We start from the raw sequence: 17,897 nt of genomic DNA on the forward strand, positions 1-17,897 counted from the left end.
CCCGGCCGGCGCCTCCTCAGTCGTAGCTCCGAGCCGGGGCGGGTTCGAGGGCCGCGGCGATCGCGTCGGCCAGCGCCTCGATCTCGTCCCGGGCGAGCGTGGAGACGGTGACCCGGATGCCGGGCGGGGCGCTCAGCCGGAAGCGGGCGCCGGGGGCCACGGCCCAGCCGGCGTGCAGCAGCCGGGCGACGGCGCCGGTCTCGTCCGGTACGGGCACCCACACATTCATCCCGCTGCGCCCGTACGCGGCCACACCGCGCCGTTCGAGCGCGCCGATCAGCGCGTCCCGCCGCCGCCCGTACGACGCCGCCACCTCGGCGGTGTCCACCGCGCCGTCCGCCCACAGCCGGACCAGGGCCCGCTGTGTCAGCCGGCTGACCCAACCGGGCCCGAGCCGGTGCCGACCGCGTACGCGGTCGACGGTGACGGCGTCCCCGGTGAGCACGGCGAGGCGCAGATCGGGGCCGTAGGCCTTGGCGGCGGAGCGTACGAACGCCCAGTGCCGGGTGATTCCGGCCAGCGGGTGCAGGGGCACGTCGACGATGCCGTGGCCGTGGTCGTCCTCGATCAGCAGGACCCCGGGGTGCTCCCGGAGCACGGCGCGCAGGGCACGCGCGCGGGCGGCGCTCACCGCGGCGCCGGTCGGGTTCTGCGCGCGGTCGGTGACGATCAGGGCCCGCGCCCCGGCCTCCAGCGCGTCGCGCACGTCCTGCGCGCGAGGCCCCTCGTCGTCGACGCCGACGGGGACTGTCCGCAGCCCGAGGGCGGGCACGAGATCGAGGGTGCGGCCCCAGCCGGGATCCTCGACGGCGACGGTGTCACCGGGCTTGAGGTGGGCCGCCAGCACTCGTTCGACTCCGTCGAGGGCGCCGCAGACCACGGCGAGCGGCCCGTCCGGCACGCCGTCGGCGTCGAGTCCGGCCCGCGCGATCCTGGCCAGCTCCGGCTCCAGAGGGGTGTCCCCGTAGAGCACGGGCGCCCGGTCGCCCTCCTTGGCCGCCGCGGCGAACGCGCCCGCGAGGGGCGGCAGCAGCGCCGGGTCCGGATTCCCCTGCGCCACGTCCCGCACGCCCTCGGGGACCTCCACCCGGAAGTGCTCCCGCCCCGTCGTCGCCGGGGCGGGCCGCACCCGGCTGCCGCGCCGGCCCGCCGTCTCGATGACCCCGCGCTCGCGCAGGGTGCGGTACGCGGCCGCGACCGTGTTGGGATTCACCCCCAGCCGCTCCGCCAACTCCCGCATCGGAGGCAGCAGTTGACCGGGCCGCAGCTCACCGGCCCCCACCGCTCGCTCGATGCTCGCGGAAATGTCCGCTGCGCGACGCCCACTGATCCGATACTCTCCTAGCACAAAGCAAATTATGCACTAGTGCAATGGAGAGCGCCATGCAGGGGACCACGCAGACGCAGACGCCGTCGCAGCCCGGCACCGCCTACACCCCGTCCGACCGCACCGTCCCCACCCGCTCCCCGGACCGGGCCTCCTACGACAGGGACCTGGTGCACGCGATACTCGACGAGGCCTACGTCTGCCATCTCGGGTTCGTCCGCGACGGGGCGCCGGTCGTGCTGCCCACGCTGTACGCCCGGGTCGGCGAGCGGCTGTACGTGCACGGCTCGACGGGCTCGCGTCCGCTGCGGGCGGCCGGTCAGGCCGACCCGGGTCTTCCGGTCTGCCTGACGGTCACGCACGTCGACGGTCTGGTCCTGGCCCGCTCGGCCTTCCACCACTCGATCAACTACCGCTCCGTGATGGTGCACGGCGTCGCCCACGACGTGACGGACCCCGAGGAGAAGCGACAGGCGCTGGACGCGTTGGTCGACCACGTCGTGCCCGGCCGCTCCGCGGACTCGCGCCCCGCCAACAAGAAGGAGCTGGCCGCCACCGCCGTGATCCGCCTGGACCTGGACGAGGTCTCCGCGAAGCTGCGCACCGGCGGCGTGAACGACGAACCGGAGGACCTCGCCCTTGCGCACTGGGCCGGCGTCGTCCCGGTGCGGCGCGCCTACGGCACACCGGACTCCGACCCCGGCCTGGCCCCCGGCACCGAACTGCCCGGCTACCTCGCGGCCCTGTGATGCTGATCCACCCCTGGGACACGCCCCGCGACGACGCCGAATGGCAACGGTGGCTGGCCGAGCACGACTTCGGCCAGCTCGCCGTCAACGGCCTGCCGGGCGAACCGCCCCACGTTCAGCCCCTGCACTTCGTCTACGACGCCGGGCGCGGCGAGGTCGTCACCCATCTCGCCCGCCCGAACCCGCTCTGGCCCGCACTGGAGGCCGGCCCGGACGTCCTGCTGAGCGTGGTCGACGACTACGTGTTCGTGCCCGGCCCCTGGCAGGCCGCCCCGGACGTCCCGCCCGAGCACGGCACCCCGACGAGCTTCTACGCGGCCGTACAGCTCCGCTGCCACGCCCATGTCGTGGACGACCCGGCGGAGAAGGCCGCGCTCCTCAACCGCCAGGTCGACCACTTCCAGCCACGGGGCGGCTCCGCACAGGCGGCGGTGGGCGAGGCCCCGTACGGCAGGATGCTGGCCGGCATCCGCGGTCTGCGCCTCGAAGTGACGGACGTGCGCGCCAAGTTCAAGTACGCGAACCACAGACCCGCCGAGGTCCGGGACCGGATCGCCGCGGGCCTGGCGGACCGCAGCGGTCCGGGCGACTCCAGGGCGCGCGACCATCTCCTGCGAAGGCAGGAGGCCTAGGCCTTCCACGCCGGCCCGGGCGGCGCCTCACACGGCCGTCACCGGTTCATCGGCCGTCCGCGCGCCCCGGGCCTCCCCCACCGCGAGGCCGGCCACCGAGGCCAGCATCAGCAGGGTCCCGGCCAGCGTCGCCGCCGTGAGGTGCTCGCCGAGCAGGACGACGGCGAGCACCGCCGCGCTCACGGGTTCGAGCAGCATGATCACCGAGACGGTGGCCGACCGTACGACTGCCGCGCCCGCGAAGTAGAGGCCGTAGGCCAGCGCGGTGGGGACGGCGGCGACGTAGAGCAGCAGGAGCAGGAGCCGGCCGGGCTCCTCGGTGTGCGGCAGCAGTCCCTCCGCCAGGGCGAACGGCAGCAGGCACAGGCTCGTGACGGCGAAGGCCCCGGCGGTCGTCCGGGTGGCGTCGCCCTCGCCGTCGCGGCCCCACCGGCGGGTGAGCAGCGTCATCACGCAGTACCCGGCCGCGGACAGCAGCGCGAGCAGCACCCCCGCGGGGCGTACGGTCGCACCCCCGCTCCCGAGGACGAGCACCCCGAGCCCGGCGAGGGCGCCCAGCACGGCGACGGCACCGCCCCGCCCCAGGCGCTCGGACAGGGTCAGCCGGGCGCCCAGCGCGATGAGGACGGGACCCGCGCCCAGGGTGACGACGGTGGCCACGGCGAGGCCCGTGGCGGAGACGGCCGCGAAGTACGCGGTCTGGAAGACGGCGAGGCCGAGCCCGGTGACCCCGGTCCGCAGGGCCCGGCGGCCGAGCGGTTCACGCACGGGGGCCGCGGCGCTCGGGCGCAGCAGTCGGACGGCGAGCAGCAGCACGAGCCCGGCGGCGCAGCGCCAGAAGGAGAGGGCGACGGGCCCCATGTCGCCGGCCCGGTAGACCAGGGAGGCGGCCGCGCCCGCGGTACCCCAGGCGACACCGGCGACGATCAGATAGAGGAGGCCTCGCCCGGTGGGCAGGCCGGAGGCGGTGTTCGACACGTGTTCTCTCCGCAGTCGCGCACGGCGCGCCGCACGCGACAAGCGGCGGCGGGTGCGCGGAAGTTCGGGAAGGGCCCCGGATCAGTGGGGATCAGGGGTCCACGGACTTCGTCTGCGGGCAGCACCGTTCTGCGCGGCGGCGCATCGCCGGGCGCGGTTTCCGGAGGGCCCGCCTCAGGCGGCCGGAGGCGGAAGAACGCGTGCGGAAGGCATGATCGGCACTTTAGGCGCTGGTCCCTCGCCGGGACAATTCCCTTTCCGGGCCGCCGCTCGCCACCGGCTGTTCGGACCCCTTCGAGGGCGTCGAGGACTGCGCGATGAAGGCGCCCACCAGCACGATGGCCCCACCGGCGATCTGCGGCGCCGAGAGGTGCTCGCCGAGCAGGACCCAGGCCAGGACGGTGGCGATGACCGCCTCGAGGCAGGCGACGACCCCCGCGACCTGCGGGGAGAGCCGCCGCACGGAGACCACTCCGGTGACGTAGGCGACGACCGTGGCGACGAGGACGATCCACGCCAGCAGCACGACGGCGGCGACGGGCCTGCCGTCCATGTCGGCGGTGCCCTGGAGCACCGACCAGTCCATGGTCCAGGGCCGGGCGACGACGGTCAGCACGGCGGCGCCGACGAGCAACCCGTAGGCGATGACGCCGAGCGGGTCGGGCGCCTCGTCCCCCGCGTCGCTGCCCTGGTCGGACAGGACGAAGTAGCCGACCTGGCAGCAGGCCGCGCCGAGCGCGAGCAGCAGTCCGAGGGCGTCGAAGCCGAGGCCCGACCAGACCTCGACGACACAGGCCAGTCCGCCGACCGCGAGGACGACACCGACGGCCGCGGCCCGCGTCACCGGCCGCTTCTGCACGAACCGCACCCAGCCCAGCACGAGCGCGGGTGCCAGGTACTCGATGAGCAGCGCGACCCCGACGGGGATCCGGGAGAGCGCGGCGAAGTAGCAGGCCTGGACACCGGCGACGGCCAGCAGTCCGAACCCGGCGAGCAGCCCAGGACGCCGGCGCAGCAGCGCGCGATGGCGCACGGCGAGCGGCAGCATCACCAGGGCCGCCCCGGCCACCCTCAGCCACACCACGTGCAGCGGGTCCAGACCTGCTTCGATCAGCGGCTTGGCCGCGACGCCGGATCCGCCGAAGGCCACCGCGGACAGCAGCGCGAGGCCGAGCCCCGCACCCTTGCCGCGCCCGCTCACGCTGCTGTCAGAGGTACGCACCGGCACATGATGGCAGGCCATGACAGGAGCGTCATCCCCTATGGCACCTGTCTCACAGCCTGGACGGGGCGATCGGTCCGCGCCGCTCAGCAGGTGGCTTCGCCGCACTCCTCGGTGAGGCCGGACCAGCCGTCGAGCCGGGCGCTCACCTCGTGCGGGTCGATGCCGGCTCGTTCGAGCACCTCGACCGCGCGCGCCTGCGGATCGACGACGATCGCAGCGAGCAGGTCGATGCCGCGGGCCGAACCGCCGCGCCCGGCGGCGCGCTCGCAGGCGTATTCCATGCACGCGGCGGCGAGCGGGGAGAAGCCCGCCGTCTCCGTCACCACGGGTACGGCGCCGGAGTCCTCGACACCGCTCTGCCAGCGCAGGCCGTAGCCGATGCTGCGCTGGACGAGGTAGCCGAGCAGCCGCGCGATCTGCGGCCCTTCGCCGAAGACGGCACGCGCCTGGGGGTCGGATTCCAGCAGCGAGTGGAGCAGATGGGCGGTGTCGATCTGCCGGTCCCCGTCCCGGACGGCCCGGCGCCGGGCACCGCCGACCACCGACGCCAGCTCGTCACTGAGCCTGGCATCGTTGTCCACGCGCTGAATGCCGTGCTCATGGGCCGACTGCCGGGGGATACGGGGTTGCACATCCTCTACCCCATCAGTCCCGCGGACCCGGGTCATCCCCGGCGGGGAGCATTTTCGCGTCCCACGGGAAGTGGACTCCAGCGTGTGGAATCTCCTCCTTACGGAGGAGATCAGGCAGATTCAGGCGGAGACCACCACACGGCTGACGGTTCGTCAGTATTGAACATTGCGGCCGCCACGGCTACGTTCCGCGACACCCAGCCCGACACGAAGAGGTGGTCGCATGGCCGAAGTCAGCGCGGAGGCACGCATCGGGGCGCCGGCCGAGAAGGTGTGGGCGAGGCTCACGGACTGGTCCGCGTACGGCGAGTGGAACGCGACCCACACGAGTTTCCCGGCGGGCGGCCCGGAGCCCCTTGAGGTGGGCGCGACGTTCCAGGAGAACATGCGGCTGATGAACTTCCCGGCCGAAGTGGCGTGGACCGTCGAGGAGCTGGAACCGGCCCGCGTGCTCGCCATCCGCGGCAAGGGCCCGATGGCGGTGACCGTCGCGACGCGCTACACCCTCACACCCGACGGTGACGCCACGACGGTCCGCATCGACGGCGAGTTCACGGGCGCGACGGTGTCGCTGATGGCGGGGAAACTCAAGGACTCGGCCACGGCGGCCCTGCACGAGTCGCTGCGCAAGCTGGACGGGCTGGTGACCTGACATCCCGGCACGCCGAAGCGCCCCCGGACCACACCGGGGGCGCTTCGTCTGCGCGCTTCGCGCTTCAGTCCTCGTCGGCGAGGATCAAATACAGCTTCTTGCGGGCCTCGTTGATGACGCCGACCGCCTTCTCCCGCTGCTCCTTGCTGCCGGTCTTCCAGACCTGGCCGAAGGCCTCCATCAGACCGAAGCCGGCCTGGCGGATCTCGCCGAGAGCTTCCCAGTCGACCCCGCGGGAAGCCTCTTCCCAGGGCGCCTCGGGACCTTCCTGGGCGGCCTCGCGGCCCGCCTCGGTGAGCGAGAACAGCTTCTTGCCGCCCTCGGACGCGCTGGCGATCAGCCCCTCGTCCTCCAGCAGTTGGAGGGTGGGGTACACCGAGCCGGGGCTGGGCTTCCAGGCCCCGCCGCTGCGCTCGGCGATCTCCTGGATCATCTCGTAGCCGTGCATCGGCCGGTCCTTCAGCAGGGCCAGGATCGAGGCGCGTACGTCACCGCGCCGCGCCCTCCCCCGTGGCCCCCCGCGCCCTCGTCCACCCCAGGGGCCCGGGCCGAAGCCCGGTCCGCCGGGTCCGCCCCAGCCGGGGCCGGGGCCACCCGGCCCGCCCGGCCCGAAGGGACCGAAGGCCGCACGCAGCCCTTCGAAGCCACCCCGACCGTGATGCGGGCCGCCGTGCCCATGTCCACGCTCGAATCCGTGGGTACGCATCGCAACCACTCTCCATTCCATCGTTGATCTGTCGCGATGCTTCAACGATATATCGGCACCACTCGCCTGACAAGGCTCTGCCCGTCACGCCCGGCCGACGGAACCGGGCCAGCACTCGCGAATTGGCCTTGGCCTGCGGCTTCGTGGGAGCCCTAGCGTCGGGGCATGAGGATCCGAATCGTCGACGCCTTCACCGATCGCCCCTTCTCCGGCAACCCGGCCGGGGTCCTGCTCCTGCCCGGCGCGGACGCCTTCCCGGACGACACCTGGCTGCAGAACGTCGCCCTGGAGGTCAACCACGCCGAGACGGCCTTCGCCCACCCGCTCCCCGAGGGCGCCGAGGCGGACTGGGCGCTGCGCTGGTTCACACCGGCCACCGAGGTCGCGATGTGCGGCCACGCGACCCTCGCCACCGCCCACGTCCTGCACACCACCGGCGCACACACGGGCCCGGTGCGGTTCGCCACCCGCAGCGGCGTCCTCGTCGCCACGCCCGCCGCGGACGGCTCCGTCACGCTCGACTTCCCGACGGCCCCGCTCACCCGGGCCGACCCGCCCCAGGGCCTCGCCGAGGCCCTGGGCGCCGAGCCGCTCACGGTCCTCGACACCGGTCCGAACATCGGCGACCTGCTCGTCGAGGTAGCCGACGAGAAGACGGTGCACGGCCTCCGCCCCGACCTGAGGGCCCTCGCGGCTCACTCCGAGCGCGGCGTCATCGCCACCGCCCGCGCCGAGGACCCGGCCCGGGGGTACGACTTCGTCTCGCGCTGCTTCTTCCCGAACGTCGGCATCGCCGAGGACCCGGTGACGGGCAGCGCCCACACGGCGCTCGCCCCGTTCTGGTCCGAGCGCCTGGGCCGCCCCGGCCTCACCGGGCTCCAGGCCTCGGCCCGCTCCGGCCGCGTCCGCACGGAGTTGCGTGGCGACCGCACCCTGCTGACCGGCACGGCGGTCACCGTCATCGAGGGCGACCTGCTGGCCTGAGACGAACGACGGGGCGTACGACACCGTCGTACGCCCCTGCCCGTGTCACGTCACGCCGTCGGCAGCCAGCCCACCTTGCCCGCCAGCAGCGCGTAGCCGACGAACGCCCCGATGTCGAGGAGCGCGTGGGCCACCACGAGCGGGCCGACCCGCCCCCAGCGGCGGTAGAGACAGACGAAGACGACGCCCATGACCATGTTCCCGACGAAGCCGCCGATGCCCTGGTAGAGGTGGTACGAGCCGCGCAGAACGGAGCTGCCGACCAGCGCCGCCGTCGGGGTCCACCCCAGTTGGCCCATGCGGCGCAGCAGGTAGCCGACGACGATCACTTCCTCCAGCACGGCGTTCTGGATCGCCGAGAGGATCAGCACGGGGTACTTCCACCACACCCCCGGAAGCGCCTCGGGCACCACGGTGAGGTTGAAGCCGAGACCGCGGGCCGCGAGGTAGAAGGCGATGCCGGTGCTGCCGATGACCGCCGCGATCGCCGCCCCGCGTCCGAGGTCGGGCCAGGGGCGGGTGCGGTCGAAGCCGATCGTGCGCAGGCTCGCGCCCTCCCGCAGCAGGAAGTGCGCGACGAGCGCGACGGGCACGAGCGCCGTGGTGATCCCGAAGAGCTGCCAGGCGAGGTCGAGCCAGGGCCGCCCGGGCGCCGCCGAGGCGTTCATCGTGGCCGCCTGGTCCCTGAGGCCGCCCGGCTTGGTGACCGACCCGATGAAGCTGATCAGCGCGGACACTCCGCTCGCGCCCAGCGACAGAGCGAGGACCAGCAGCGTCTCGTTGCGGAGCATCCGCCGTGAGAGCCCCTGCTGGGGAATGGAATCGCCCACCGGGCTCGCCTCCGCCTGCACACCTGCCTCCACTTCACCGACCTGTCGGATCAGTATGGCGGCAGCGGGATCCCGTCCCGGCGGCGGAGTCAGCCCAGCGACAGCGGCTCGGGCAGTCCCACCGGCCAGGTGTGCACCGGGTCGCCCTTGTGCATCAGCTCGCGGTAGCGCCGGGTGGTGGCGGCCAGCGCGTCGTCCCGGGAGAGGCCGACGTCCAGTGCCGTGTGGAACGTGGCGGCCTGCCAGCTCGCTCCGTTCACCCGGCGCCGGCACCGCTCCTCGATCACGCCCAGGTACAGATCGCGGTCGGCCGGCTCGACTCCCCAGGCGTCCAGCCCGGCCTCGGCGAGCGGCAGCAGCTCGTCGCGGATCAGGTTCACCGCGTCGACCTCGGCCATGCCGCTGTACCGGCCGCGCCGGGGCCAGGTGAAGCGGGCGTCGATGCCGTCCTTGCACGCGGCGTCGAAGTTGGCGGCGGCCGCCTCGAACGGCAGCCGGGTCCACACCGGCCGGGACTCCTCGGCCAGGGCCCGGACGACCCCGTAGAAGAAGGCCGCGTTCGCGATGACGTCGATGACGGTGGGTCCGGCCGGCAGGACGCGGTTCTCCACACGCAGGTGCGGGACGCCGTCGGCGATGCCGTAGACCGGGCGGTTCCAGCGGTAGATCGTGCCGTTGTGCAGGACGAGTTCGGCGAGCGACGGTGTGCCGCCCTGGTCGAGGACCTTCAGCGGATCCTCGTCGTCGCAGATCGGCAGCAGGGCCGGGTAGTAGCGCAGGTTCTCCTCGAAGAGGTCGTACGCCGAGGTGACCCAGCGCTCCCCGAACCAGGTGCGCGGCCGGACACCCTGGGCCTGGAGCTCGGGCGGGCGGGTGTCGGTGGACTGCTGGAACAGCGGGGGCCGCGACTCGCGCCACAGCTCGCGGCCGAAGAGGAAGGGCGAGTTGGCGCCGACGGCGATCTGCGCGGCGGTGACCGCCTGGGCCGCGTTCCACACGTCGGCGAAGCGGGCCGGGGTGACCTGGAGGTGCAGTTGCACCGAGGTGCAGGCGGCCTCCGGCGCGATGGACTTCGAGGTGCAGCTCAGGTGCTCCACGCCGTCGATGTCGAGGGTGAACTCCTCGCCGCGGGCGGCCACGATCTGGTCGTTGAGGAGGGTGTACCGGTCGACGTCGGAGAGGTTCGACGACACCAGGTCGTCACGGTCGAGAGTCGGCAGAATACCGATCATCACAATTCCCGCGTCGACCTCGCCGGCTTTTCGGTCGGCATATGCCAGTGACGTACGGAGTTCCTCCGCGAGACGGTCGAAAACCCGGCCCCCCAGACGGTGTGGGGGAATGTTCACTTCCAGGTTGAACATGGCGAGTTCTGTTTGGAAGTCGCGGCTCGCGATGCGCTCGAGGACTTGCCCGTTCAACATTTTCGGCATGCCGTCGGCACCCGCGAGATTCAATTCGATCTCCAGCCCCATGAGATTCTTCGGGCGATCGAACCGCTGCTCCGCCAGGAGTCGCTCCAAGCCCGTCAGACACTGACGCAGCTTGTCGCGGTAGCGCTGGCGATCGGACAGGTCGAACCGGCCTGCCGCGACCTTCTCCCCCATCGAAGCGTCCCTTCTCGGATGACGCGGGCCATGATCCCGCTGCCGGGGTCCCGGTCAGGTGAGGATGCCCAGTGAAAGCGATCGATAACGTCCCGGGCGGACCCGTCGGCCGCTACGCTGGCCATGTGTGACCGGTGGCACATTCACTCGGCATGTCGCACAGGACGGGTAACGGGCCCCTGGAACTCGTGAAAAACGCCGACGAGAATGGGCCGACCGGTTCGCGGACATGCACCGAGGTCATCGCAGTGCACCCCCGCCTGGAATCGGGATAATTCTCGCGTAACGCCGACCGAATGTACCCTTGTTCTACTCACCGGAAACGGCTAGACGAAACACAGTCTGAACCCGTGTCGTATAAACTCCGCGAACAAGGCAGAAGGTTGGCGCCCACGGTCGATGGGTCCTGCCGTCGAGGCGACGCGGACCCCACCCCCCCTCTCGTTCACATGACCCCGGCCCCTGCCTCTCTGACCCTCGTGAGCTGACAGCGCCGTCCGCCCCCGCCCTCGCGCCACCGTGCCTTTGAATGAGAGGCGACCCACCATGCCGCTGCATGTCCCGCCGGCTCCCGCGCCCGCACTCCGTTCTGTCCTCACCGCGCTCTCCTCGCCCACCGCGGTCCGCGAAGCCCGAACTCCCTCGCTGCTCGGCACCCAGGGACCCGCCACACCCGAGCTCCCCCTGCCCGTGCACGTCCTCGACCACGTCACGGCCGAGGGCGTGTCCGCGACCCGGCTGGCCGGGTGGCGCTTCCTGATCCGCTGCGGCGACCACGCCGTGGCCGCGGCGGAGACCATGCTGACTCCCGACGGCTGGGCCTTCTCCCACTTCTTCGAGGGCCCGTACATCACCTCCACCGAGCGCGCCCTGCGCCAGGCCGAGACGATGCCGCAGCCCTACCAGCCCCGACTGCTGTCGGTGCCCAGCCTGTACATGCTGACGCTCTGGCTGCACGAGGACTGCACCGCGGACGGTGCCACCGGCCACCCCGCCGCCACCGACCTGCTCGTCCCGCTGGCGCCGGCGCCTCCCGGCATCGCGGCCCACCGCCCGCACCGCGTCGCCGAACTCCTTCCGGTGCTTTCCCACCGGGCGGCTCCCACCAGACTCCTCGGCTCGCCCGCCTGAAACACCCCGCAGTTCCCCGCACCCCGTCGCCGAATTTCCGGCGGCGGGGTCGTTCATTTACCGCACGTTCGACCACGAACCGCTCGCACGATCGCTTTATCGCTCACACGATCGCTCGTACGAGCGTTCATCGGCTCGTACGAGCCGGAAAGGGGGCCGACTCTAGCGGACTAGCCCTATCCGACCAGTGCGAACCACCCGAAGGGACAGTGCAGTTGGGATGAACCGTCCGCGCGGGTGACGCGTCCTGAACCTGTAAGAAGCGGTGCCGCGAAATCCCTGCGGATTGACGCCCGTGGGGCAACACTGGGTTCCGACGACTAATCACAACGGGGGGCGGCCATGAACGACACTTCTAGCCGCGAAGCAGACACGACATCCGACTCAGTCGACGCAATCCCATCGTCCATCTCGACCCAGCGAAAGATCCCACCCATGTGCCAGCACCAGACCCAGTGCCCCTCAGCCGACTCCGCCGACCGGGAATCCGCCCGTCTCGTGGCGCACCACCCGGAACAGGGATGGAGCCTGCTGTGCAACGGCGTGGTGCTCTTCGAGGACACCGGCGAGCTGCTGCCGGACGGCCGGGCCATCGCCCCGCACCGCCCGCCGGCCGGCCAGGCGATGACGGCCGCCTGAGGCCGTTCGGCGGGGTGACGCCCCGCCGGCAGACATGAGGGGCCGGCCGCAGGACACTCTGCGCACCGGCCCCGACGCATGTCCGCGGGCCGTCACTTTCCGTCACCCGCAGCCACGCCCCGTTTCCGTCACGCACGGCTTCCCACGGATGCCCGTTTTCCGGAAGACTCCTGGAAGTTTCGCGATCACCCGTCGACGGAGGTGGGGCAAGTGGGAGCACGTGGGGCCGACGCCGAGGGCAAGGTCACCATCACGGAGATCGCCCGGCAGGCCGGTGTGTCCGTGCCGACCGTGTCCCGGGTCGTCAACGGCCGGTCCGACGTGTCGCCGCAGACCCGGGCCCGGGTCGAGGATCTGCTGCGCCGGCACGGCTACCGCAAGCGCCCCGCGGCCCCGGGCACCCGTGCCGCCCTGCTCGACCTGGTCTTCAACGACCTCGACAGCCCCTGGGCCGTGGAGATCATCCGCGGCGTCGAGGAGGTCGCTCACGCATCCGGGGTCGGCACGGTGGTCTCGGCCATCCACGGGCGTTCCGGCGACGCCCGCGAGTGGATGCGCAACCTGAGAGCCCGCGCCTCCGACGGCGTCATCCTCGTGACGTCCGCCCTGGATCCGACCCTGCACGAGGAGCTGCGGATCCTCGGCGTTCCTCTGGTGGTCGTCGACCCGGCGGGCGCCCCCGCCCTGGACGCCCCCACGATCGGCGCCGCGAACTGGTCGGGCGGCATGGCGGCCACCGAGCACCTGCTGTCCCTCGGTCACCGCCGGATCGGCCTGATCGCCGGACCGCCCCGGCTGCTGTGCTCCCGGGCCCGCCTGGACGGCTACCGCGCGGCCCTGGAGGGCGCCGGCATCACGATGGACGCCTCCCTGGTCGTCCCCGGCGACTTCCGCCCCGAGTCGGGGTTCACCGCCTGCACCACCCTGCTCGACCTTCCCGAGCCGCCGACCGCGCTGTTCGCGGCCAGCGACCAGATGGCACTCGGCGCGATCGAGGCACTGCGCCGGCGTGGGCTGCGGGTGCCGCAGGACATGAGCGTGGTCGGCTTCGACGACCTTCCGGAGGTCCGCTGGTCGGCCCCGCCCCTGACGACGATCCGCCAGCCCCTGGCCGACATGGGCAAACTCGCCGTGCGCACGGTGCTCCGCATGACCCGCGACGAGCAGCCGGACTCGCCACGGGTGGAGCTGGGCACCGACCTGGTGGTCCGGGCGAGCACCGCGCCCCCGGCCTGACCTCCGCCGCGAGGTAGGGCGCCCCGCCACCCCCTGTCCGGCGGGGCGCCCGCCCCCGCTACCTCCCCCCGAGCGCCTCACGCAGCGCGAAGTAGGCCGGCTTGCGCCGCAGTTCCTCGTCCCACGGCAGCGCCGCGCCCTCGCCCGGGAAGAACGCCGGGATCCACGAGTACTTGTCGGTGTAGTCCCACAACGTGATGCCGACGCACCGCCGTACGGCCAGGCACGCCTCGGTCACGTCGGCGTACCACTCGGCCTGCTGTGCCAGCTTCTCCTCGGTCGCGGGCAGTTGCATCCGGATGTCGACCTCGGTGAGCGCGGTGTCGAGACCGAGCCGGGAGAAGCGGCGGAGGTTGTCCTCCAGGGTGGCCGGATAGCCGTACTGCAGGGCCAGATGGGCCTGGAGGCCGATGCCGTGCAGCGGGACGCCCGCGGCCTTCAGCTCCTTGGCCAGGCGGTGGTAGGCGTCGCTCTTCGGGCCGATCCCCTCGATGTTGTAGTCGTTGAGGTAGAGCTTGACGCGCGGATCGGCCTGGTGTGCCCAGCGCAGGGCGTCGGCGATGTAGCCGGGCCCGAGCGTCTTGTAGAAGACCGACTCCCGGTAGGTGCCGTCCTCGTTGAACGCCTCGTTGACGACGTCCCAGGCGAACACCTTGCCCCGGTAGTGCCGTACCTCCGTCTGGATGTGTTTCTTCAGTACGGCCCTCAGCTCGGGGGCCGTCCATTGCCTGCTGGTGAGCCACTCGGGGAGCTGGCTGTGCCAGACCAGGGTGTGGCCGCGCACCTTCTGGCGGTTGGCCCGGGCGAGGTTCACGATCTCGTCGCCCTGGGAGAAGTCGAACACGCCCTGCCGGGGCTCCGTCGCGTACCACTTCATGCCGTTGCCGGGCGTGATCTGGTCGAATTCGCTGCCGAGCAGGGCCTTGTACGGTCCGTCCACGAGCTCGGGGTTGTCGGTGGCGCTGCCGAAGTAGCGGCCGTGCCGCTGGGCGAGGTCGGCGAGGGTGGGCTGCTGGTGCCCCGCCTGGGCGGGTGTGCCGGCGCCGATGCCGGCGGCGACCAGGAGCGCGGCGACGGCGCCGGCGAGTCTGAGACGGGTGGTGCGCATGGTGCGACTCCTCACGACGGGTGGGTGGGTAGAGCCGTACGTTCGTGGCGCGGGTCAGCCCTTGGTGGCGCCTGCGGTGAGGCCACCGACGAGCTGGCGCTCGGCGACCGCGTAGAAGGCGAGGGCGGGGACCATGGCCAGCACCAGGTAGGCGAAGACCTTGGCGTAGTCGGCGGAGTACTGCCCCTGGAACTGCTGGACGCCGATCGGCAGCGTCCACCACTGGGAGTCGGTGAACACCAGCAGCGGCAGGAAGAAGTTGTTCCAGCTGGTGACGACGGCCAGCACGGAGACGGTGCCGAGCGCGGGCCGGGCCATGGGCAGCAGCACCCGCCAGAAGAAGCCGAAGGAGCTGCACCCGTCGAGCGTGGCCGCCTCCTCCAGCTCGCCCGGGATCTGCCGGAAGAAGCCCCGCAGGATGATGATCGTCATCGGCAGTCCGAAGGCGGCCTGCGGAAGGATCACGCCGAGGGGGTTGTCCAGCAGGTCCAGGGAGCGCAGCAGCAGGAACAGCGGCAGGGCGGCCACCGCGAACGGGAACATCAGCCCCATGGTGAACAGCGTGAACAGCGCTTCACGGCCCCGGAAGGCGAACCGTGCGAAGGAGAAGGCCGACAGGGCGGAGACCGCGACGATCAGGACGGTCGTGCCGATCGCGATCAGCGTGCTGTTGCCGATCTGTCGCCAGAAGTCCCCCGAGCCGAGGATCTGGGTGTAGTTGGAGGCCACCCACGACTCGGGCAGACCGACCGGGTTGCGGGAGAGTTCGTCGGTGGACTTGAAGCCGGAGAGCGTGGCGTAGAGCAGGGGGACGGCCATGACCGCGCCGACGACGGTCAGGACGAGGTGCAGGCTCCAGGCCCTCCCCCGCGCCCGGGTCTTCTGACTGGCTGTCATTTTCCGTCACCCCGCATGGTCGTGGTGGCCCCCTCCAGGTCGCGCCGGAGGACGAACCGCTGGTAGGCGAGGGCGAAGACGAGACTGATGCCGAACATGACGACGCTGATCGCGCTGGCGTAGCCGACCTGGTAGCGCTTGAAGCCGTACTGGAACATGGTCACGGCCATGGTCTCGGAGTGGTGGTCGGGGCCGCCCGCGGTGGTCACCCACACCAGGTCGAAGAGCTGGATCGATCCGATGACCGCCAGGAACACGCTGATGCGCAGGGTGGGCGCGAGCAGCGGCAGCGTGACGTTGCGGAACCGCTGCCAGGCACTCGCCCCGTCGATGAGCGCCGCCTCGGTCAGTTCCCTCGGGACGGCCTGGAGGCCGGCCAGGTACAGCATCATGTGGAAGCCGAAGTACTTCCAGGTCATGACCAGGAACACGGTCGCCATGACCGTGGACGGATCCGCGAACCACTCCCCGCCCAGCCCCTCAAGCCCGATCTTGCCGAGGACCTGGTCGGCGAAGCCGTCGTCCGGGGCGAAGATCATGCCGAAGAGGATTCCGGTGATGGCCTCGGACAGGACGTACGGGGCGAAGAACAGCATCCGGTACACCGCCCGGCCGCGCATCCGCTGGTTGAGCAGGACGGCCATGGCGAGGGCGAACGGCAGTTGGAGGGCGAGCGACAGCACCACGAGCACGAGGCAGCGCCACAGGTCACCGAGGAAGACCTCGTCCTGCAGGAGCCGGGTGAAGTTCTCGCCGCCGATGTAGTCGGAGGGCATGCCGAAGCCGCCCCAGCGGAAGAACGCGGCGTACAGGGCGAACAGCATCGGCAGCAGCACGAGCCCCAGGAACAGCACCAACGCCGGGAGTTGGAAGCCGGCCGCGGTGAGCCAGTGCAGCGTGCGGCGCCGGGCCCGACCCCGGGGACGGTCCGCGGCCGGTGTCGGGGAACCGGCGCCGGGGCCGGTCCGTTTGTCCGGCAGGAACGTGGAGGTCATCGCCGGCTACTGCTCTTCCTTCGCGGTCTTCGTGATCGACTGGGCGACCTGCCCGGGCGACTTGGAGCCGGCGATGAGCGCGGCCACGCTGTCGTTGACCTCCTGGCCGACGGCGGGCGCGTACGCCTGGTCGAGGTAGAGCTGGAAGCCGGTGGCCGCCTTCAGCTGCGCCTGTACGGCCTTGATGTTGGGGTCGGCGATGGCGCTCTCGGCCGCCGGGACCACGGGCAGCACACCGGTCTTCTTGACCAGTTCCAGGTCGGTGGCCTCGGACGCGAAGAACGTGAGGAAGTCGACGGCCTCCTGCGGTGCGCCCCGGCGCAGTGCGTGCCCACCGCCTCCGCCGAACACCTCCGTGATGGCACCCTTGCCGCCCTCGACCGCGGGGAACGGGAAGTAGCCGAGGTCCTTGCCGAGGCCCTTGCCCGCGTCGGCCTGGACCGTGGGCGCCCACTGGCCCATGAGCTCCATCGCCGCCTTTCCGTTGCCGACGGTGGCGGCCTGGCCGGTGGGGGTGGAGTAGGCGGCGCCGAGGAAGCCCTTCTGGAACGGGCGCAGGCCGACGAGTTCCTTCAGGTGCTCGCCCGCCTCGACGAAGGGGGCGGTGGTGAAGTCCTTGTCGTCGTAGGCCTTCTGGAGCGCCTCGGCGCCGGCGGTGCGCATCGCGAGGTAGGCCCAGTAGTACATGCCGGGCCACTTCTCCTTGCCGGCCAGGGCCAGCGGCGTGACCTCGGCGGTCCTCAGCTTGCGTATGGCGTCGAGGAAGTCGCTCCAGGTGGTCGGGGGCCCGGCGATGCCGGCCTTCTCGAAGAGCGCCTTGTTGTACCAGAAGCCGATCATGCCGATGTCGAACGGGATGCCGTAGACCTGGTCATCGAGCAGGTACGGCTCTCGGGCGACCGGCAGCAGGGCGTCGCCCCACGGCTTGGTCCGGTCCGTGAGGTTCTCGACGAGCCCGGCGTCGACCTGCTGCTTCAGCACGCCGCCGCCCCAGGTGTGGAAGATGTCGGGCAGCTTCCCGGAGGCGGTCAACGCCGTCATCTTCGACTTGTAGGCGTCGTTCTCCATCTGGACGATCTTTATCTTGACCTTGGGGTTCTGCGCCTCGTACTTCCGGGCGAGAGCGGCCCAGACGCCCTTGGCCGGCTGGGTGGTGGAGATGTTCCACCATTCGATCGTGGTCGTCCCCGACGACCCTCCGTCCGAGTCCCCGCCGCATGCGGTCAGTGCCGTCATCCCCAGACCGGCCGCGGCGGAGGCCGCCAGGAAGCCGCGGCGGGACAGTGCCGGGTCGCCCATCATGCCCTCCTCGAAAGTTTCGAATTAGATCCAGAAAGCTTCGTTGCTGCCGCACCCTAAAGACAGCGGCCAAAGGGTGGCAACCCCTTGTGCGCGGTCAATCTCTCAGCGGAGTAGGGGCCGGGGCGCGGTGACGAAACATTCGGATCAGCAGGCGAACGTTACGAAGGCCGCTCGGTCGTGATCACACAGGGTGTCCGCGTTCAAGTCGCCGCTCGGCAGCGCTCATCTCGTGGTCGGAGGCGTCCCACGGGGTCTCATCTCGCGTTT

The 17,897-nt window shown here is 71.5% G+C and carries 18 protein-coding genes; 7 read left to right on the plus strand and 11 right to left on the minus strand.

The genetic code is table 11. From position 1 onward, the window contains the following. Positions 1 to 16: 16 nt before the first annotated feature. Positions 17 to 1,348: an aminotransferase class I/II-fold pyridoxal phosphate-dependent enzyme gene (locus QOL88_RS05885; protein ID WP_097215420.1), complete on the minus strand. Its 1,332-nt coding sequence runs from the start codon at positions 1,346 to 1,348 to the stop codon at positions 17 to 19. Between the two features lie 35 nt (positions 1,349 to 1,383). Here QOL88_RS05885 and QOL88_RS05890 point away from each other — a divergent pair, with 35 nt between their 5' ends. After that, on the plus strand, positions 1,384 to 2,076 hold the full coding sequence (locus tag QOL88_RS05890) for a pyridoxamine 5'-phosphate oxidase family protein (RefSeq protein ID WP_097215421.1): 693 nt from the start codon (positions 1,384 to 1,386) through the stop codon (positions 2,074 to 2,076). Continuing rightward, positions 2,076 to 2,708, plus strand: a complete 633-nt coding sequence (locus QOL88_RS05895; RefSeq protein ID WP_097215422.1) for an FMN-binding negative transcriptional regulator — start codon at positions 2,076 to 2,078, stop codon at positions 2,706 to 2,708. The genes QOL88_RS05890 and QOL88_RS05895 overlap by 1 nt, the downstream gene beginning before the upstream one ends. A gap of 27 nt (positions 2,709 to 2,735) precedes the next feature. Here QOL88_RS05895 and QOL88_RS05900 read toward each other — a convergent pair whose 3' ends face one another. From QOL88_RS05900 to QOL88_RS05910, 3 genes are all read right to left on the minus strand, one after another. Next, entirely contained in the window at positions 2,736 to 3,686 is a 951-nt protein-coding gene (locus QOL88_RS05900; protein WP_097215423.1) for a DMT family transporter, read from the minus strand. Positions 3,687 to 3,909: 223 nt separating this feature from the next. Continuing rightward, the gene (locus QOL88_RS05905; protein WP_097222878.1) at positions 3,910 to 4,914 is read right to left on the minus strand and encodes an EamA family transporter; all 1,005 of its coding nucleotides are present in this window, start codon (positions 4,912 to 4,914) and stop codon (positions 3,910 to 3,912) included. A gap of 80 nt (positions 4,915 to 4,994) precedes the next feature. Then, positions 4,995 to 5,543 (minus strand): Clp protease N-terminal domain-containing protein, encoded by a 549-nt coding sequence (locus tag QOL88_RS05910; RefSeq protein ID WP_097215424.1) that lies wholly within the window; start codon positions 5,541 to 5,543, stop codon positions 4,995 to 4,997. Between the two features lie 223 nt (positions 5,544 to 5,766). Between QOL88_RS05910 and QOL88_RS05915 the strand changes: the two genes are divergently transcribed. Continuing rightward, entirely contained in the window at positions 5,767 to 6,195 is a 429-nt protein-coding gene (locus QOL88_RS05915) for a type II toxin-antitoxin system Rv0910 family toxin (protein WP_097215425.1), read from the plus strand. Between the two features lie 64 nt (positions 6,196 to 6,259). Here QOL88_RS05915 and QOL88_RS05920 read toward each other — a convergent pair whose 3' ends face one another. After that, the gene (locus tag QOL88_RS05920) at positions 6,260 to 6,901 is read right to left on the minus strand and encodes a PadR family transcriptional regulator (RefSeq protein WP_097215426.1); all 642 of its coding nucleotides are present in this window, start codon (positions 6,899 to 6,901) and stop codon (positions 6,260 to 6,262) included. Positions 6,902 to 7,066: 165 nt separating this feature from the next. Here QOL88_RS05920 and QOL88_RS05925 point away from each other — a divergent pair, with 165 nt between their 5' ends. Continuing rightward, positions 7,067 to 7,885, plus strand: coding sequence for a PhzF family phenazine biosynthesis protein (locus QOL88_RS05925; RefSeq protein WP_097215427.1), 819 nt, complete (start codon positions 7,067 to 7,069; stop codon positions 7,883 to 7,885). A gap of 50 nt (positions 7,886 to 7,935) precedes the next feature. Here QOL88_RS05925 and QOL88_RS05930 read toward each other — a convergent pair whose 3' ends face one another. Then, positions 7,936 to 8,736, minus strand: coding sequence for a CPBP family intramembrane glutamic endopeptidase (locus tag QOL88_RS05930; protein ID WP_097215428.1), 801 nt, complete (start codon positions 8,734 to 8,736; stop codon positions 7,936 to 7,938). A 68-nt stretch (positions 8,737 to 8,804) separates the two neighbouring features. Further along, a complete protein-coding gene (locus QOL88_RS05935; RefSeq protein ID WP_097215429.1) occupies positions 8,805 to 10,322 on the minus strand; it encodes a glutamate-cysteine ligase family protein in 1,518 nt (505 codons plus the stop codon). Between the two features lie 546 nt (positions 10,323 to 10,868). On the opposite strand from QOL88_RS05935, the gene QOL88_RS05940 reads away from it, so the two are divergent. The 3 genes from QOL88_RS05940 to QOL88_RS05950 all read left to right on the plus strand — a co-directional run bounded on the left by QOL88_RS05940 (position 10,869) and on the right by QOL88_RS05950 (position 13,328). Then, the gene (locus QOL88_RS05940) at positions 10,869 to 11,453 is read left to right on the plus strand and encodes a hypothetical protein (protein ID WP_179878781.1); all 585 of its coding nucleotides are present in this window, start codon (positions 10,869 to 10,871) and stop codon (positions 11,451 to 11,453) included. A gap of 435 nt (positions 11,454 to 11,888) precedes the next feature. After that, positions 11,889 to 12,092 carry a DUF5999 family protein gene (locus tag QOL88_RS05945; RefSeq protein WP_097215431.1) on the plus strand — a complete coding sequence of 68 codons (204 nt, stop codon included), beginning with the start codon at positions 11,889 to 11,891 and terminating at the stop codon, positions 12,090 to 12,092. Positions 12,093 to 12,302: 210 nt separating this feature from the next. Beyond that, positions 12,303 to 13,328 (plus strand): LacI family DNA-binding transcriptional regulator, encoded by a 1,026-nt coding sequence (locus QOL88_RS05950; RefSeq protein ID WP_257027556.1) that lies wholly within the window; start codon positions 12,303 to 12,305, stop codon positions 13,326 to 13,328. A gap of 58 nt (positions 13,329 to 13,386) precedes the next feature. Here QOL88_RS05950 and QOL88_RS05955 read toward each other — a convergent pair whose 3' ends face one another. Genes QOL88_RS05955 through QOL88_RS05970 form a run of 4 tightly spaced genes read right to left on the minus strand, consistent with a single transcriptional unit; the run spans position 13,387 to position 17,627 of the window. Continuing rightward, positions 13,387 to 14,436, minus strand: coding sequence for an endo-1,4-beta-xylanase (locus tag QOL88_RS05955; protein ID WP_097215433.1), 1,050 nt, complete (start codon positions 14,434 to 14,436; stop codon positions 13,387 to 13,389). Positions 14,437 to 14,490: 54 nt separating this feature from the next. Next, positions 14,491 to 15,333, minus strand: coding sequence for a carbohydrate ABC transporter permease (locus QOL88_RS05960; protein WP_097215434.1), 843 nt, complete (start codon positions 15,331 to 15,333; stop codon positions 14,491 to 14,493). Then, a complete protein-coding gene (locus QOL88_RS05965; protein ID WP_097215435.1) occupies positions 15,330 to 16,328 on the minus strand; it encodes a carbohydrate ABC transporter permease in 999 nt (332 codons plus the stop codon). Before QOL88_RS05965 ends, QOL88_RS05960 begins: the two co-directional genes overlap by 4 nt. A 6-nt stretch (positions 16,329 to 16,334) precedes the next feature. After that, positions 16,335 to 17,627, minus strand: coding sequence for an extracellular solute-binding protein (locus tag QOL88_RS05970; protein ID WP_097215436.1), 1,293 nt, complete (start codon positions 17,625 to 17,627; stop codon positions 16,335 to 16,337). Positions 17,628 to 17,897: the final 270 nt, after the last annotated feature.

The organism is Streptomyces sp. Ag82_O1-12, assembly GCF_900182715.1.
GTDB lineage: Bacteria > Actinomycetota > Actinomycetes > Streptomycetales > Streptomycetaceae > Streptomyces > Streptomyces massasporeus.